The organism is Streptococcus sp. ELY_125 (assembly GCF_058314535.1).
Window position 1 is genome coordinate 1 of sequence record NZ_JBZFUM010000022.1, and the last position, 16,775, is coordinate 16,775.

Genomic DNA, 16,775 nt, shown 5'->3' on the forward strand with positions numbered 1-16,775 from the left:
AACCATTTTATCAGCTATAGCTGATAGGAGAAACAAGATTCCTAGAAAATCTCTAAATTATCAAACACCTTATCATGTTTTTCTGAGTCAGGTGAAACTGTCCAACTTAATTTGACAATTTAAGTCATAAAAATCCGAGATGCGGCAAGGAAAGACGATTTAGAATTAGGACGAGATTTACAAGGCCCCTAGCGGTCAATAAAGAGCATTGTCTGGGTCTGGCTGCCAAGATCGATCTTAAAAAGCATGCTATCTTGAGTGGTCTGCCGCAAGACCAATTAGGTGGTCTTCTCTTTCAGATTAACTTTGATTTAAATAGCAAATGACCTAGAATAGGTTGGTGGCAAAAAGTAGAAGAAAGAGCTGTCTTGGATATAATTATCTCATTCTTCACAAAAGGAAAGAAGATTTTTATATTAAAAAGCGCTATAATAATGGCAGATCTAACTAGAAAAAGGAAGAGAAAGTATGGCAACACGATTGTACTTAATGCGGCATGGTCAGACCCTGTTTAATGTACAGGAGAGAATTCAGGGATGGTCGGATTCCCCTCTGACGGATCTAGGTATTGAGCAGGCTAGACAGGCTGGACGATATTTCAAAGAGCATGGCATGACGTTTGATCGCTTATACTGCTCAACCTCTGAGCGTGCTTCAGATACCTTAGAATTAGTAACTGGTGCGACTGAGTACACTCGATTAAAGGGAATTAAGGAAATGAACTTTGGTCGCTTTGAAGGTCAGCAGGAATACCTCCATCCCCCACGTGAGGTTCGTCGTGCGGTTGGCAATTATTATGTTGTTCATGGTGGCGAAAGCGATAGTGATGTCCGGCAGCGTGTGAAAGTAGCTGTAACTCAGATTGCTCAGGATAATGACGGACGAAGTGTTTTAGCTGTTAGCCATGCAGGTGCTCTCATGCATTTTATGCGGGCTATTGGTATTGATTTTGAAAAATATGGCATTTTCCCTCATAATTGTGCTGTTTTTGACTATACTTTTGAGGCTGGACAATTTACGCTTAAGGCGATGATCGATCCGCTCAAAAGGCAAGTTTATCGCTTAGAAGAAAGCAGTAAATAGGGGGAAAGGCGCCTTTTTACAGAGTAGTATCTAAAATATAGAACGGGTACATGCTTTTATTATGGCTTCAAGCCAGTCTTCTCTTTGAGAAAAACAAGGAAACCACTAGCTAAGCTGGTGGCTTCCTTGTTTTTGAACATCCATTTATCATCTAGGAGATGTCTGACTTTCCCTAACCAAAGGAAAGTGTTAAGATGATAGTATGAGAAGTATTATTCCTAAAAAAGTTTCTAATTATGAGCTCTTTTTTGATCTTGTTTTTGTCTTTGCCGTTTCTGTGCTGACTGGAATGATGCATGGTAAAGGGGTCCATCTCACCCTTTCTAGCTATTTACAGTTTGGCCTAGCCTTTATCATGCTTGTCAAACTCTGGTATCATGAGACTATGTATCTCAATAAATATGGTGAGCGTGATCTCATGGATATTGTGACTATTATTCTCAATATGTTTGCGATTGGATATATGGCAAGCGAGCTGACCTTGGACTGGGAGAAGACTTATATTTCCTTTAATACTTTATTTTTATTGAGTAACATTTCTGTCTTACTGCAGTATTTCTTGAGGGCACGTAAGCAGGGGAGCATGAGTCAAACAATGCGCTCTCACATGAGAGATATCATAGTAGACATGATCATTCAGATGATTTGGTTTGCCTTGCTTCTATGTCATATTGTGGTAAATATTTTATGGGTTTATTTACTATATGGGTTGAGTCTGCTCTTTATTTATCTAACGAGGTCTAAGAAGGATGAAGACAGAGCTAATTTTCCCCACCTAGTAGAACGTTTGCAGCTGATTACTATTATCTATTTCGGGGAAACTATTATAGCCAGTATTAAAACCTTTGATCTAGATAGTCACTTGCTTGAAGCTGTGATCAGCTTTGCAGCTATTGGCCTCATGTTTATAGCTTATATCACACAGACAGCTGTAATCATGAACCACCATCAAGAGCGGACGGGACTGCGTCTCATGTATGTTCAGACTGTCTTGCTATTGAGTGTGCTCTTTATGACCTTGGCGATTGAAATGGTGGAGAGCACCTACCATTTTCACGATGCTAAAGTATTGGGCTTGCTTGGAATTGGGATTTACTACAGCAGCTTGCAGCTCTTGTCTCCCTATAATCGTAAAGATCTCGCCCTGACTCCAAAATGGCTAGAGATACATCTAGGAGTCTTGATCCTGACTCTCGCCCTTATGCTTTTCTATGGAAATAGTCCTGTCTTATTCTTGAGCCTTGGGTTGTTAGCGGGTTTGGGGCAGTTTGCTGTGGTCTGGTACCGTCTGCCCTTGAATAGAAATCTTTAAATAATGGGTAAGTGTTGAAATCAGAAACGAGCTGAGTTCTTCCCCAATTTTTCATTTTTCAGTTCGGAATGTGGCAGGACAAAAGTCCCGCCTCTTTTTATTGATATAGGATATCTAATACCTAAAGGATCTTCGGTTTAACCAAATATTGCTTTTGCCATAAAAAAAGTAGTGAAGATCTCTCCGATTGGAGATTCCTTCACTACTCAAGTAGGCCTTAATATCTAAGCTTGTTTATAATCACGTAATGGTTGCTTAGCCAATCTTAAGTCGATATGGCAGTAGCCATTCGGATTTTTCTTGAGGTAGTCCTGATGGTATTCTTCGGCATCTAGGAAATGGCGAAGTGGCTCTAGCTCAACTGCCAAAGGACGTCCACTGTTTTCCTGACTGACTTGCTGCATAATTGCCTCAGCGACTGATTTATCTTCTTCGTCAACATAGTAGATACCAGTACGGTACTGACGGCCGAAATCATTTCCTTGACGATTAATCGAAAATGGATTGATCACACGGAAGTAATGAAGAAGAATTTCATGCAAGCTGATGCGCGCTGGATCATAAGTGACAGCTACGGTCTCAGCGTGGTCTGTGGCATCAATTAACTCGTAAGAAGTTACCTCAGACTGACCGTTAGCATAACCGACACGGGTTTTGACGACACCATCGATCAAATCAAAGTATCCTTCAACACCCCAAAAGCAACCACCTGCTAGATAAATTGTTTTCATAGATTATTATCTCCTTTTCTAATCTTAAAATAACTGCTAAGCAATATCCTATTCTACGATGTCCATATAATCTGCGTAGCCTTCTTTTTCCATTTCCGCATAAGGAATGAATTTGAGGGCTGCAGAATTGATACAATAGCGTAGACCACCACGATCGATTGGGCCATCATTAAAGACATGCCCTAGGTGAGAGTTGGCCTTTTTACTGCGAACCTCGGTGCGGTGCATGCCATAAGATCGGTCTTCGTGGTTGGTTACCATCCTATTTTCGATCGGCTTAGTAAAGGCCGGCCAGCCACAACCAGAATCGTATTTATCGGTTGATGAAAAGAGGGGCTCGCCGCTGACAATGTCAACGTAGATTCCTTTTTCAAAGAATTCATCGTACTCTCCTGTGAAAGCACGCTCGGTTGCAGCATTTTGAGTGACTTCATAGGCTAAATCACCGATACGCTCGCGCAAAAATTCCTTATCATTCTGTGTCATATTTCTACCTCCTCTAGTGCACGTTCATTTAGCTTTTTAACCGTTATATCGCACACGATTTATTAGTAGTTTACTGCTTTCTAGTTTCCTTGTCAAAGATTTGAATTTGTGTTATGATGATGGCAATTATTAGCCTAGGAAGAGATAAGATGGCAGAAGAAACTTCAGTCCTTACTAATCGACTTTGCTTTTCTATATATGAAAGCAGCAAACTTTTCAATCAGTACTATAAAAAAGCTTTAAAACCTTTTAGCCTGACTTATACACAGTATATTGTTTTACTGGCGCTCTGGGAAGAAGACAAGCGCTCACTCTCAGATCTCGGTGAGGAAATTGGTCTAAGCAGCAATACCTTAACGCCTCTGTTAAAGCGCTTAGAAGAAAAAGACTATATTAGGCGCAATCGACGCCAAGACAACCAGCGTTTTCTTACAATCGCATTGACCGATAAGGGGAAAAAACTTCAGCCAGAGGTCGAAGCGGTCCTCCACGACTGTTTGGACGGAATACTTCCACTTAGCCAAGAGGAGATTCACCAACTAATTTTTGCGAATCAAAAAATCAATCAGGCTTTTCAAAAATTACTTTAATAGAGGAAAGCTCCCCCTGCAGTTGTGCTTAACATATCTAAGCTTGCTATTAGCAGGTGTCGCGTTGCATTTTTATAAATAGACAAAATAAATTAGAAGAATTTGGGTCTGTCTCAAATTCTTTTTTTATGAGGATCTTAAAAAAATTAGTGTGCCCTGTACATAGAAAAAAATACTATAAACCTATTGACTTATAGTTGACTATAAGTGATATAGTAAGATCGTAATAAGTTGAGAGACAAATGATAGGGTGATTTGATCACCGTTAGTCTTTTGTGTCTATTTGTTTTCTAACAGGAGGTTCATCATGAAAACACTTATTATTTATTTTTCTGAAACGGGGACGACTAGAGAGCGAGCACAAGCTATAGCGCGCGAGATAGGAGCAGACTTGTATGAGATTAAAACAAAAGTTCCATACACCAGTCAAGACAGGAATTGGCACAATGAGTCCAGCCGCTGCAATCTTGAGCAATACGATGAGCGCTGCCGACCTGATTTTGCAGGAAATCTGCCAGATATTTCACACTATGAGCGCATTTTAGTCGGTCATCCGACCTGGTGGGGAATTCCTCCGAGGGTTGTCCAAACGGTTATGGATCAAATGGACTTTTCCGACAAGATCCTAGGCAGTTTTTCGACATCAGGCGGTTCAACCTATGCAAAGGCTCAGCCGATCTTTAACCAATACGCAGCTAAACATCATATTGCAGGTGATGTCTTGAATAGCACAGCGGCCATGAAAGGTTGGCTAAAAGGATTAAACTAAAGGAGTGGTAGGATAATATGCAATATGTCACACTAAACACAGGGGAGAGGATGCCTCAGCTCGGTTTTGGGGTCTACCAAGTGCCGGCGGCTGATACTGAAAGAGTAGTTTCTCAGGCTATCAAAACAGGTTACCGCCATATTGATACGGCCCAGTATTACCGCAATGAAGCTGGGGTGGGTAAGGCCATCAAGGCTTCCGGTCTTCCTAGAGAAGAGTTTTTCATCACGACAAAATTAGGAACGTCGGGATATAGAGCAACCAAAAAACAGATTGAAAAAGCCTTAAAAAGTCTGCAAACGGATTATATTGATCTGATGCTGATTCACTGGGTGGTTTCTGACTATCTAGGCACTTGGGACGCCTTAACCGAAGCCTATCATACTGGTAAAATTCGCTCTATTGGTTTGTCGAATTTCCAGCCGGACCTGATCGAAGAAATCCGCCAGCATTCTGGCGTGATCCCAGCAGTTTTACAAAATGAAATGCATGTCCTCCAGCAGCAAGTTGATACACGTCACTATTGTCAGGAAGTAGGGATTCAATTTGAATCTTGGGCACCATTTGGCGAGGGAAAACAGGGCATTTTTACAGATCCTACGCTAACAAGGATCGGGCAAGCCTATGGAAAAACCGCAGCTCAGGTCATTTTGCGCTTCTTGATGCAAGAGGGTATCGTGGCTATTCCCAAATCAGCCAATGCAGATCGCATGGCTCAAAACTTTGCTATTTTTGATTTTGAATTGTCTCACGATGATATGGCAACCATTCGTCAGATGGATACTGGACAAGGATTATTTGGCTGGAATGGCTAAATCGTAATCGCGAAAGTAATCCATTTACAATGACTGAAGTAAGCAGAAAGGAAACAATATGATTTTAGAACAGATCAACTCGCCCAAAGATATCAAAAAATTATCACACGAAGATTTACAGACCCTTGTTGACGAAGCACGCCAGGCTTTATTAGAAAAAACGAGTCAGCACGGTGGCCATAACGGTCCTAATTTTGGCGTTGTTGAAATGACAGTGGCCCTCCACTATATCTTCGACTCACCAAAAGACAAGATAATCTTTGATGTCTCTCATCAGTCCTACGTTCACAAGATGCTCACCGGACGAGCTCAGGCATTTTTAGATCCTGAGCACTATGATGATGTCTCTGGTTACACCAATCCTAAGGAAAGTGAGCACGATCTTTTTACTGTAGGCCATACGTCAACATCTCTGGCCCTAGCATCCGGTGTTGCCAAAGCGCGTGATTTAAAAGGTGAAGACAGTAATGTTATCGCCGTGATTGGTGATGGTTCCATGTCAGGTGGCCTAGCTTATGAAGGACTTAATCAAATTGCAACGGAAGGTACAAACACTATTGTAATCCTCAACGATAATGACCAGTCTATAGCAGTCAATCCAACCGGCGGACTCTATACTGCTTTGAGAAATCTTCGTGAAAGTAAAGGCACTGCAAGTGATAACTTGTTTAAAGCGCTTGGATTTGATTATCGTTACTTGGATGATGGGAACAACTTAGAGGATCTGATTGCTCTTTTTAAGGAAGTCAAAGATAGTGATCACCCTGTTCTTCTCCATATCCATACTCAAAAAGGGCATGGTGTCCCATTTATGGAAGAAAACCGCGAGGCCTATCATGCTGGAGGACCGTACGATCCTGAAACGGGGGCCTATCTTGGCGGTAGCCAATCGGGTGAAACCTACAGCAGTGTGACGACTGACTTAGTCTTGGATAAGATTGCTAAAGATCCACGGGTTGTCGTTGTTAATGCTGGTACACCAATGTTTATTTTCGATCAGGAACAGCGCAAGCAGGCTGGTAAACAATTTGTAGATGTTGGGATCGCTGAAGAAGAAGCAGCGACAATGACAGCAGGTCTTGCAAAGAACGGTGCTAAACCGATCTGGGCTGTAGCCTCTACCTTTATGCAACGGGCTTATGACCAATTGTCCCATGATATCGCACTGAATAATCAAGCTACAACTATTTTGGTCTATATGGCATCCGCTAATGCCATGAATGATGAAAGTCACCTTGGCTTCTTTGATATTCCGTTTCTTTCCCATATCCCAAATATAGTCTATCTTGCTCCCACCAATAAGGAAGAACATCAGGCTATGTTAGATTGGGCCATTGATCAGAACCAGCATCCCGTAGCCATTCGCGTACCTGTCGGTCCACTGGTTGAGACAGGCATTAAAGACACCACTGATTACAGTCAATTAAACAAGAATAAAGTCACTCAAAAAGGCTCCCAAGTTGCTTTGTTTGGACTGGGCAATTTCTACCATCTAGCAGAAGAGGCAGCGAAAATCTTGAAAGAAGATCACGGCATTACCGCTACATTGGTAAACCCTCGCTATATCACAGGCTTAGATACAGAACTACTTGATAATCTTGTCAACGACCACCAAGTATTTGTGACGCTGGAAGATGGTATTCTTGAAGGTGGCTACGGTCAAACAGTGGCTAGTTACCTAGGTAAAGCAGCTGTGCAAGTACAAAATTACGGTATTGATAAAGCTTTTCATGACCGCTATGATAGGGCAGAATTGCTGGAAAGTAACGGTTTAACTGCTGAAAATATTGTAGCCAAAGTCATAGATGCTTTGTAATGAGATCACATTAAAAACTCATTACTGAAGGCTAAAGCCTATACCCCTTGCTTGATGTTGTTGAGCTTAGCTTAATAAAGCCCAATAAAAAAATTGACGAGATGGGTATGCGGTCATAAAAGGACAATAAAGGAGAAGAAAAAAATGAAGGTATTTTTAGCTGGAGCGACTGGGCGTGTCGCTACAGAAGCTCTTAAAGCTTTGGTAGCAAAGGGGCATAAGGTTATCGCAGGAGCTAGACAGTCTGGAAGGATTGCCCTTATGGATGGCGTAACGCCGGTCACTATGAATTTGCATGCCCCTGTCGAATCTCTGGTGGAACTGGTCAAGGGTTGTGATGCTGTAATTTTTGCAGCAGGATCACGGGGCAGGGATCTTTTGCAGACCGACGCTTACGGTGCGGTTAAACTCATGCAGGCGGCTGAAACTGCAGATCTGAAGCGCTTCATCATGCTCAGCGCGCTCTATAGTCTGACTCCAGAGAAATGGGGCGACCGTTTAAAAGATTACTATATCGCCAAGTATTTTGCGGATAATTACTTGGTTCACCAGACTGACTTAGACTATACTATTGTTCAACCAGGGCGACTGTTAGAGGAAAAGGGAACCGGTCGAATCTCGTTAGGAGATGAAGGATTTACCAGTATTCCAATCGCTGATGTCGGTGCCGTTTTAGCCACCCTTGTGGATTCTCCGGCAATGAGCTTAAAAGTGATTGAAATTCATCCGGGAACGCTTCCTATTTCTGAAGCTTTCACTAAGTCGTAAAGAAATATGTGAATCGATGGATAAGGAAGAAGTGCATCCTAAATGAACAACTAAGGCATAATAAACGCCACTTGTTTACAGAAATAGGTGGTGTTTATCTTTGATCTGGTTGATGAAGTCTCTATGTGTCCTTTATCAGTTTCAAAAAAATGAGAAAAAAGGCTTGACTTATAGTGAACTATAAGTGATAAAGTATCCTTATAAATGATAGAAGTTGGAGCAATCATGATTGAGGACTTGTATCATTTTATTTGAATAGACCTGCAATGCTTTGCAAAAAGATGAAGCCTTTCTAAATATGTTAGCTTAGCGTCTTCATCAGTTTATCTGTTTTGCTTTGCCTTGCTTAAGGGCTTTATATCACAAAAAGGAGGTCATTAAGATGACAGAAAATACAGCACCAATCGTACTTGGAACATGGTCTTGGGGAACGGGCGGATTTGCCGGTGGAAACGTGGTCTTTGGAAATAATCTTGACACCGCAGACCTCAAGGATGTTTTCAAAACAGCTATGGATGGAGGGCTCAACACCTTTGATACGGCTTTCGCCTATGCTAATGGTGAGTCAGAACGTATCTTGGGTGAGCTTGCTGGTCAGTACGATCGCTCAAAAGTAATCCTATCAGACAAGTTTACTCCCGGTATGCAGGATGATACCAAGGAAAATCCTGTAGAGGACATGCTGGAAGGCAGCCTCAAACGTCTCGGCACTGATTACATTGATCTTTATTGGATTCACAATTCAGCAGATGTTGAACGCTGGACACCATTCTTGGCTGACTTGGTCAAATCAGGCCGTGTTAAGCGTATCGGGGTATCTAACCACAGTCTTGCACAAGTCAAACGTGTCCAAGACATTTTGAAACCTGCTGGTGTTCAAATCTCAGCTGTCCAAAATCACTTTAGCCTGCTTTACCGCAACTCTATTGATGATGGTCTTCTTGACTACTGTAAAGAAAATCATATCCAATTCTTCTCCTATATGGTCTTGGAACAAGGGGCTTTGTCTGGTAAGTATGATAGCCAATATCCAATGCCTGCTGACTCTAACCGTGGTAAAACCTATAATCCACTGTTCCCGGCTTTGAGTGATCTACTGGCTGAGCTGAAACGTTTGGCAGACCATTACAAGGTCAGTCCAGCTCAAATTGCGACCGCCTGGGCTATCGGACGCGGCACGACACCGATCCTTGGTGTGACAAAGGTCGAGCAAGTCGACGATGCTGCTAAGGCTAGTCACGTGCATCTTACAGATGGGGAAATGGCTAATCTTGAAAATCTAGCGACTCAATCAGGTGTTGATACACGTGGTGGCTGGGAAGGTCAAGCCTAAGGAGGTTCTTATGTTTTTAATCACTATTACCATCAAATCAGATCAAGTGCCTAAAGATCAAGCAGAAGAGCTTTTGGCTAAGCACCGAGCTTGGTTCAAGTCAGAATTTGATGCCGGCAACTTCAAGATTGTCGGCCCTCTCAAAGATCGCGGTATGGCAGGAATTGTCATTGCTAAAGCGGGTTCTCGTCAGGAACTTGATGCTATGATTGCAAAAGACGCCTACTATCCAAATCTTGCGACTTATGATGTAGCAGAATTTAAAGCCAATCTGGTTGCAGAAGATATTACAGGAGATTAAGGTGACAACAAACATTTTTCTATTCCATCCCAATTTAGCATCTTCTAGGGCCAATAAAGCCTTGGCTAAGGCTGCCCAAGGTGCGGGGATTAATATCCGTAATCTCTACGTCCTCTATCCTGAGGGTAAGGTTGATGTCAAAAAAGAACAGGCTGCGCTTACAGCTACAGATCGCATTGTCTTGCAGTTTCCAATGTACTGGTATTCCATGCCATCCTTGATGAAGGAGTGGCTGGATCAGGTACTAGAATATGGCTGGGCTTACGGTTCATCTGGTAATGCCCTTCAAGGCAAGAAAGTCCTTCTCGCTGTCACTCAAGGTGCGGGTGCGGATGACTACACAGCTGATGGCCGATTCCATGTGACCACACAGGAATTGCTCAAACCCATAGAGACCATCCAGTACCATACAGGTCTCGTCTTTGAAGAACCCTTTGTCCTATCTGGCGTACTCAATCTGTCAGATGAGGAGCTGGCTCAAGAGGCAGCTGATTATGCTAGCCGTTTACAAGAATCATAGTCAAGGTCTTTAAAATTGTGTATACTGAAGAGAGAATCAAACTTACATATCTGTATTGAAAGGTGATCGAATATGCCAAAAGAAGGAACTTACACCATTACTCAGGTGTCTCAAATGTATGATATTAAACCCAATACCCTGCGTTATTACGAGCGCATTGGGCTCCTGCCTGAGATCCCCCGTCAGGCGAATGGCAATCGCTATTTTACAGATGATCTCAACAAGTGGTTAGAGATGGTCATTTGTCTGCGTCATTCAGGTGTTTCTATCGAGGTGTTAATTGATTACTGCCAGTTGCTCATGCAGGGGGATAAGACCGTCGAGGCGCGTGAGGAGCTCCTTCGTGAGCAGTTAGCTCTCCTTGAGACCAAGAAAAAGAATCTCCAGCGCTCGATCGATCGCCTGACCCATAAGATAGGGCTCTACGAGTCTGGAGAAATTCTCAATAAAGACACCTATTATGAGGAATACGGAATCATCTTCGATGAAGATGGCAGCTGGAAGGAGCGCTTGGATGACTTTGAAAATTGATGCCTTTGCCCATGTACTTTTGCCTGATTTTTATAAAGAAATGCTCACGCTGGATGAGGTGTTAGTGCAGAAGATGCCCTTTATCCAAAATCCAGTCTTGAGCGATATGGACAAGCGCCGTGCGACCATGTCAGTGAACACCAAACAGATTATCAGCTATGTCAATGCCAACCCAGAGGATTACTTGGAAGCTAATGAGGCCGCTAAACTTGTGGAACAGGCTAATAAAGAGCTCTTGAAAACGGCACAAGACAATCAGGATATTTTTGCTGGCGGTGTTGCTATGGTCGCTATGAATAATATCCCAGAGGCTGTGCGCGTGGTGGAAGAATTTGTCCCTGCTCATCCTGAGATACTAGGCATTCAGCTCTTTACCCGTCATCTAGGAAAGTCTGTGGCTGATGAGGAATTTAAACCGGTCTTTGAAGCTGCGGCTAAGTACCATGTGCCCATCTGGCTTCATCCTGTTTTTGATACCCGCAAGCCAGATAATAATATCATTTTCAGCTGGGAGTATGAATTGACTCAGGCTATGCTTGAGATTGTTCAAGCTGGTTATTTTCAGGCCCTCCCAAATTTGAAAATTTTGGTCCACCATGGGGGCGCTATGGTGCCTTATTTTGCCGGTCGTATTGAGCGGATTCTGCCAGAAGAGCAGGCGGCTGATTTTAAGAAGTTTTATGTGGATACCGCTCTTCTTGGCAATCCAAAGGCCCTTGATCTCTGTGTGGACTATTATGGTGTTGACCATGTCCTCTTTGGTACAGATGCGCCACTAGGGATTTTACCGGCCGGTGCGACAGAGGTCATTGCCCAAGCGATTGAAACTCTTGCGCTCAATGATGAGGAGAAGTGGCAGATTTTTACAGGCAATGCGCAAAGATTATACGGATTAGGTGATTAAGATGACAGAGATTTTTAGATTGTTTAGATTGGGACTTGATTTGGCCTATGAGACTGACTTTAATCAAATCGGCTACAATAACTTTACCCAGTCAATGGAGTTGGAGCCAGGAACTTTGGCCATGTATGGCAGTTATGTCCCTGGTGACAAGAGTCAGCAGGTCGTCGTTGAACGCTATGCCAGTGATGAAGCCTATCAGAAGCATGTTGCCTCACCGCATTTTAAAGCCTTTGCCAGTCTGGCGCAAAAGGCCATCACCAGCCGTGAGGTAGTCACACTGACGCCTGAGATTTTTCTCCAAAAAGATGAGCCCTTGCGTATTTTTGGTGACAATAACTTATCCGTTCGCTTAGCTACAGTGACTGTCAGTGACAGTAAGGCGTTTGCAGATATTGTCCTGCCAGAGATGCAGGCCAGTATGGACAAGGAGGCCGGTGTCCTTGTCATGTATGCAGGGACTGATGTCGATAATCCAGATACGTGGTATTTCTTTGAAGTCTATGAAGATGAGGCTGCCTATGAGACTCATCGTGAGACTCCTCATTTTAAAGACTATATTGATCGCAGTGCCGCTATCGTTTTAGATAAGAGCCTGCAAACCCTGACGGCCGATATGTTGGTCAATAGGGGCTAGTGTCCAATCCTTTAATCAAGCAAGTTATTAAGCCCGAATAGCATGCCTTTAAAGCATAGCAGTTAGTCGTTATTGGTATTTGTAGATTTTTCCTTGCAGAGCTATACTAATAGCGAAAAAATATACATTTAGAGAAAGAAGTGATGATTCATGGTTAAACATGAAGACGTGAAAACAAATCCTTTGTTTGCCTTTGGTGAAGAAAACCCTTATGGTGCTAGTTTTACAGGACAATCTTACCTAGCTATGTTAGCTCAAGCACCAGATGGTTATACTAATGTTGGAAATGTAACCTTTGAACCGGGCTGCCGCAACAACTGGCACGTCCACTTGGATGGCTATCAAATCCTACTAGTGACAGGTGGGGAAGGACTTTACCAAGAAGAAGGCAAGCCTGCGCGTCACTTAAAAGCCGGTGATGTCGTAGTGACTGATAAGGGTGTTCGGCACTGGCATGGTGCTGCTAAGGATTCTTGGTTCAGCCATATCGCTATTACGGCCGGACCCGGTGAATTTTATGAACCAGTCAGCGATGAGGACTACCTCAATGCCAATCAGGAAGGAGACTAGGATGACTATCAAACAAACGGCTGGCCGTGACCAGCTGGGAGAATTCGCTCCCGAATTTGCTCATTTTAATGACGATGTTCTCTTTGGCGAAAACTGGAACAATGAGTCCATCGACCTGAAAACCCGCTGTATCATTACAGTGACAGCTCTGATGAGTTCGGGCATCACAGATTCTTCACTGCTTTATCACCTGGAAAATGCCAAGAAAAATGGTGTCACGCAGGAAGAAATCTCAGCCATCATCACCCATCTAGCCTTCTATGTCGGCTGGCCAAAAGCCTGGGCTGTCTTCAACTTGGCTAAGGAAATCTGGGGGGAAGAATAGAAAAGGCCAGTAGGCCTTTTGAGTTTGAAGACAAAGTCTCATTTTTTCATAACTCATCGGCTTAAGTTTTATAGAATACCAGCACATATTTACGTCAAAAAAGAGGAGGATGATATGATGACCATTACCATCAAACTTTACCAACATCGCTACAAAGACGCAATCTTATCTCTGTCAATTGAAAGCTGGGCAACGGTCTTTTACCAAATGCGCTCTGCTGTACCGGCTTTTGTCTATGATAATTTTTATCCTCAAGGGTGGGAATCCCGTCAAACAGCAGATTTGTCGCAGGTCTTGGATGAAGCAAGCAGTCAGACTCTGCTGGCTTTTTCAGATGACGAACTAGCAGGCTGGCTTGCTTATCGCATACACCCAGAAGATAGGATGGGGGAAATCTATGTTGTGGCCGTTTCACCAAAACACCAAGGTAGGGGCATTGCTACAAGGCTGCTGGAAACTGCTTGTCAGAAAATCACTCAAGCTGGCATGAAGATGGTTATGGTGGAAACTGGCGGAGATCCGGGACACTTACCCACTTACCCGCCCGCCAAACTTACGAAGCTTTTGGCTTTGAACCTTGGCCGGTTGCAAGGTATTTTAAAAAACTATAAAACGAAAAAAGTGCCATTGAAAAGAGTGAATGGCGCTTTTTTGGATCTAAAAAATGACAGTCAGCAAATAGCCACTGAGACTCGTACGATCAGCCCTCAGCAACGGTTGAGGGCTGAGCATAGGGATCAATTTGCCCCAGCTCAATGCAGAAGGTAAATTCATGATAGGCGTAAATCCCACTGATTTGCTTATATGCGCCCCATCCCTTGCCGTCTATCGCCTCTAATTTTTTCTGCTAATCAGTCATGGTCATGCCCCTTACCTTTCTTTTAACCGAAATGTCTTTTGTGCAAGCCATGACGCTAATAGGACAGATGTGACCAGCAGACCGAAGGCGAGCATATAAGCTGAAATTTCATGACTAAAAATAGCTCGGTAGCCCTTTTGGAGCCATTCGAAGGGATTGATCCATGAGATTGCCTGAACGAATTGGGGAGCATGATCCAAGGACCAGAAAATACTGCTGGGTAAAAGCAAAGCAAACATGATTAAGTTGGAAAAGGTACTTAAATGCGCTTCGTCTTTTGGAAACCGTGACAAGGCAAAGCCAAATAAACTAAACAGAATAGCTTCTGTCAAAAATAGAGGAACGAAAGCTAATATTTCTCCAAAAGTTATGGCTAGTGAAAACAATTTCACCTCAATGGTTAAGAGCAGTAAGGCAACAAGGCTGGCCAGCAATGCCTGACTTAGAACAATGCCGCTTAGATACTTCCAGATAGAAAAGGGGGTGACAGACAGCAATTCAAATACGCCCCGCTTTCTTTGCGAAAAGATGGAGAAGGACTGTGTGATACAGGCCTGACAAAAAATACTAAAGGTTATGATGCCAAAGAGAGTGTCTGCGCCTAGTGCGACCTTGAAATAATGAAGTCCGACAATAAAGGCCAAGGGCAGGCAAATTGACCAGAACAAGAGGACGATATCCTTTGAACTGTTTTTTAGTGAAATGGTGAATACGTTAGACATGGGTGTCCTCCTTGTTAGCTGTTAGTTCGTAGAATAGTTCTTCTAGATTCGTGACTTGATATTTTTTAATTAGCTCATCGGGCGCCCCGCTTTCTAAAATGGTTCCTTCATGAAGACACATTACGCGATCGGCTGTATTCTTGATTTCAGTCATATCATGAGAAGCAAAAAGGACAGTCTTCCCATCTTGTTTTAAGCGCTGAATCATTTGCTGAACCTCTCTTTGTCCGCTTGGGTCAAGACCGGCTGAGGGTTCATCCAGAATCACCAAGTCTGGCTGGTGAATCGTTGTAATGATAATCGCCAGTCTTTTTTGCTGCCCCAGTGACAATTTAGCAGCCTTGGTTTTCCTTGCTTCATAGAGATTGTGTTCTTTTAGTAACTGCTCAATCTCATCTTCAGACAAAGAAACAGCATAAAAGGTTGCAAATAATTTGAGGTTATCGATGATATTCAGCGCTTCAAAGAAAGGTGTTGTCTGCAGTTGGGCGCCAACCTTTTTATTAAAGTCTGGCATTCCAGAGCTGATCTGCCCCTTGTCCGGCTTAATGATCCCAAGCAAGAGCCGAATGGTGGTTGTTTTCCCAGCTCCGTTGTTTCCTAGTAGGGCAAGGATCTCATTTTCTTTGATGGTAAAATTCATATCTTGGATGATTTTGCGATCTTTAAACTGCTTGTAAACATGGTGAAATTCAACTAGATTCATATTACTCTCCTTTGTATAATCAACTTTGACTATATTAGTAAAAAGAAAGCCGGCCTACGACTCATCCTTTTGCCGGCTCAAGATAGTCAGAGTTTTATCAATTAGCTCGATCTGAGACCTGACCGTCTCAAACATATGTTCAAAAATAATTTGCGTCAGTTCTGGAATATGATTGCCCATTGATTTTTTCTTACTGTCCATTCCCTTACTTAACATGCCATACTCCTTTTCAAGCTGCTCTTTATTTTTTTGCAGATCGTCCATTGCTTCTTGCAGAGGAAGCTGGTCGACAAAAGAGATGCCAGTGTAAAGTTGAGTAGGGTAGTGAATTTTGTTAGCTGTCAGACATTCTTTGGCGAGTTCTATTTGGTGTTTTCTCCCCGATTCCGTTATTTTGTAAATGGCCTTTTGTCTGTTTCCGTTAGCTTCGATACTTTCGATTTCAATGTAGCCATCTCTTTCGAGTTTCCGCAGGGCATTGTAAATGGATCCAGGTAACACCCCCGCCCACCTCTGTGTATCGCTGATCTCTAATAGTGATTTAATATCGTAACCAGACATGGGTTTTACATTTAAAATAGCCAGAACTAAAAGCTTAATCACTCAATAACCTCCTTTGTTTATTCAACGTTGAATATTTATAGCTTAGCAATTTCTTTCTTAGATGTCAAGATATAAAAGTTAAATCTTAAGACCAAAATTCAAATAAATTTTTAAAGCGGTAGTGGATAATGAGGCCAACTCCTTTGGATTTTTACCTTGCCGCCTTAACCATTCATTTTGATTTTATACGAGTCTGCCGTCCTTTTTCATGATTTTTGGAATTCCATAGGTTGGCATAAATCGCGTGGTTCTAGCGGTCTTTCAGAGGGAATGCCAGCTCTCAGTTAATCTCTGAAACAAAATTGTAATCATTTGTCATCGAAATACCCTTGATTTTTTTTTTTTTTCAATAAGATACTATAATAAGTAGCTTTAGGAAAGAAACGATTAACAATTC

At 42.7% G+C, this 16,775-nt stretch carries 20 protein-coding genes and 3 pseudogenes; 17 read left to right on the top strand and 6 right to left on the bottom strand.

Going from position 1 to position 16,775, the window contains the following annotated elements; all coding sequences use genetic code 11:
* The 3 genes and pseudogenes from AC4HAL_RS08710 to AC4HAL_RS08720 form a co-directional block, all read left to right on the top strand.
* Window positions 1-115: pseudogene (locus tag AC4HAL_RS08710) on the top strand (IS30 family transposase); the annotation flags it as partial.
* A 353-nt stretch (window positions 116-468) separates the two neighbouring features.
* Window positions 469-1,083, top strand: a complete 615-nt coding sequence (locus AC4HAL_RS08715) for a histidine phosphatase family protein (protein WP_491093839.1) — start codon at window positions 469-471, stop codon at window positions 1,081-1,083.
* 202 nt (window positions 1,084-1,285) lie between these two features.
* Window positions 1,286-2,395 carry a low temperature requirement protein A gene (locus tag AC4HAL_RS08720; RefSeq protein WP_491093840.1) on the top strand — a complete coding sequence of 370 codons (1,110 nt, stop codon included), beginning with the start codon at window positions 1,286-1,288 and terminating at the stop codon, window positions 2,393-2,395.
* Window positions 2,396-2,634: 239 nt separating this feature from the next.
* On the opposite strand, the pseudogene msrA reads toward AC4HAL_RS08720, so the two are convergent.
* Window positions 2,635-3,126, bottom strand: a pseudogene (gene msrA / locus AC4HAL_RS08725) (peptide-methionine (S)-S-oxide reductase MsrA); the annotation flags it as partial.
* A 48-nt stretch (window positions 3,127-3,174) separates the two neighbouring features.
* Window positions 3,175-3,612 carry a peptide-methionine (R)-S-oxide reductase MsrB gene (gene msrB, locus AC4HAL_RS08730; RefSeq protein ID WP_491093841.1) on the bottom strand — a complete coding sequence of 146 codons (438 nt, stop codon included), beginning with the start codon at window positions 3,610-3,612 and terminating at the stop codon, window positions 3,175-3,177.
* 149 nt (window positions 3,613-3,761) lie between these two features.
* Between msrB and AC4HAL_RS08735 the strand changes: the two genes are divergently transcribed.
* The 14 genes from AC4HAL_RS08735 (at window position 3,762) to AC4HAL_RS08800 (ending at window position 14,256) form a co-directional block, all read left to right on the top strand.
* Entirely contained in the window at window positions 3,762-4,202 is a 441-nt protein-coding gene (locus AC4HAL_RS08735) for a MarR family winged helix-turn-helix transcriptional regulator (protein WP_491093842.1), read from the top strand.
* Between the two features lie 304 nt (window positions 4,203-4,506).
* Window positions 4,507-4,971 (top strand): flavodoxin, encoded by a 465-nt coding sequence (locus AC4HAL_RS08740; protein WP_491093880.1) that lies wholly within the window; start codon window positions 4,507-4,509, stop codon window positions 4,969-4,971.
* Window positions 4,972-4,988: 17 nt separating this feature from the next.
* Window positions 4,989-5,786, top strand: coding sequence for an aldo/keto reductase (locus tag AC4HAL_RS08745; protein ID WP_491093843.1), 798 nt, complete (start codon window positions 4,989-4,991; stop codon window positions 5,784-5,786).
* 61 nt (window positions 5,787-5,847) lie between these two features.
* Entirely contained in the window at window positions 5,848-7,602 is a 1,755-nt protein-coding gene (locus tag AC4HAL_RS08750) for a 1-deoxy-D-xylulose-5-phosphate synthase (protein WP_491093881.1), read from the top strand.
* Between the two features lie 144 nt (window positions 7,603-7,746).
* Complete coding sequence (locus tag AC4HAL_RS08755; RefSeq protein WP_491093844.1) at window positions 7,747-8,370, top strand: SDR family oxidoreductase; 624 nt, start codon at window positions 7,747-7,749, stop codon at window positions 8,368-8,370.
* A 382-nt stretch (window positions 8,371-8,752) separates the two neighbouring features.
* Window positions 8,753-9,703, top strand: coding sequence for an aldo/keto reductase (locus tag AC4HAL_RS08760; RefSeq protein WP_491093845.1), 951 nt, complete (start codon window positions 8,753-8,755; stop codon window positions 9,701-9,703).
* A gap of 10 nt (window positions 9,704-9,713) precedes the next feature.
* Window positions 9,714-10,004 (top strand): YciI family protein, encoded by a 291-nt coding sequence (locus tag AC4HAL_RS08765; protein ID WP_491093846.1) that lies wholly within the window; start codon window positions 9,714-9,716, stop codon window positions 10,002-10,004.
* 1 nt (window position 10,005) lies between these two features.
* Window positions 10,006-10,524 carry an NAD(P)H-dependent oxidoreductase gene (locus AC4HAL_RS08770; protein ID WP_491093847.1) on the top strand — a complete coding sequence of 173 codons (519 nt, stop codon included), beginning with the start codon at window positions 10,006-10,008 and terminating at the stop codon, window positions 10,522-10,524.
* Between the two features lie 72 nt (window positions 10,525-10,596).
* Window positions 10,597-11,055, top strand: coding sequence for a MerR family transcriptional regulator (locus AC4HAL_RS08775; RefSeq protein ID WP_491093848.1), 459 nt, complete (start codon window positions 10,597-10,599; stop codon window positions 11,053-11,055).
* Window positions 11,039-11,959 (top strand): amidohydrolase family protein, encoded by a 921-nt coding sequence (locus tag AC4HAL_RS08780; RefSeq protein ID WP_491093849.1) that lies wholly within the window; start codon window positions 11,039-11,041, stop codon window positions 11,957-11,959. Before AC4HAL_RS08775 ends, AC4HAL_RS08780 begins: the two co-directional genes overlap by 17 nt.
* Window position 11,960: 1 nt before the next feature.
* Window positions 11,961-12,593, top strand: a complete 633-nt coding sequence (locus tag AC4HAL_RS08785; RefSeq protein WP_491093850.1) for a putative quinol monooxygenase — start codon at window positions 11,961-11,963, stop codon at window positions 12,591-12,593.
* A 150-nt stretch (window positions 12,594-12,743) separates the two neighbouring features.
* Window positions 12,744-13,163, top strand: coding sequence for a cupin domain-containing protein (locus AC4HAL_RS08790; protein ID WP_491093851.1), 420 nt, complete (start codon window positions 12,744-12,746; stop codon window positions 13,161-13,163).
* Window position 13,164: 1 nt separating this feature from the next.
* Window positions 13,165-13,488: a carboxymuconolactone decarboxylase family protein gene (locus tag AC4HAL_RS08795; RefSeq protein WP_004227130.1), complete on the top strand. Its 324-nt coding sequence runs from the start codon at window positions 13,165-13,167 to the stop codon at window positions 13,486-13,488.
* A 114-nt stretch (window positions 13,489-13,602) separates the two neighbouring features.
* Entirely contained in the window at window positions 13,603-14,256 is a 654-nt protein-coding gene (locus AC4HAL_RS08800; protein ID WP_491093852.1) for a GNAT family N-acetyltransferase, read from the top strand.
* 4 nt (window positions 14,257-14,260) lie between these two features.
* Here the strand turns inward: AC4HAL_RS08800 and AC4HAL_RS08805 are convergent.
* The 4 genes and pseudogenes from AC4HAL_RS08805 to AC4HAL_RS08820 all read right to left on the bottom strand — a co-directional run.
* Window positions 14,261-14,317 (bottom strand): annotated as a pseudogene (locus AC4HAL_RS08805) (hypothetical protein); the annotation flags it as partial.
* A 41-nt stretch (window positions 14,318-14,358) separates the two neighbouring features.
* Window positions 14,359-15,069, bottom strand: coding sequence for an ABC transporter permease (locus tag AC4HAL_RS08810; protein WP_491093853.1), 711 nt, complete (start codon window positions 15,067-15,069; stop codon window positions 14,359-14,361).
* Window positions 15,062-15,775: an ABC transporter ATP-binding protein gene (locus AC4HAL_RS08815; protein WP_491093854.1), complete on the bottom strand. Its 714-nt coding sequence runs from the start codon at window positions 15,773-15,775 to the stop codon at window positions 15,062-15,064. The genes AC4HAL_RS08810 and AC4HAL_RS08815 overlap by 8 nt, the downstream gene beginning before the upstream one ends.
* A gap of 54 nt (window positions 15,776-15,829) precedes the next feature.
* On the bottom strand, window positions 15,830-16,378 hold the full coding sequence (locus AC4HAL_RS08820; RefSeq protein ID WP_491093855.1) for a PadR family transcriptional regulator: 549 nt from the start codon (window positions 16,376-16,378) through the stop codon (window positions 15,830-15,832).
* Window positions 16,379-16,775: the final 397 nt, after the last annotated feature.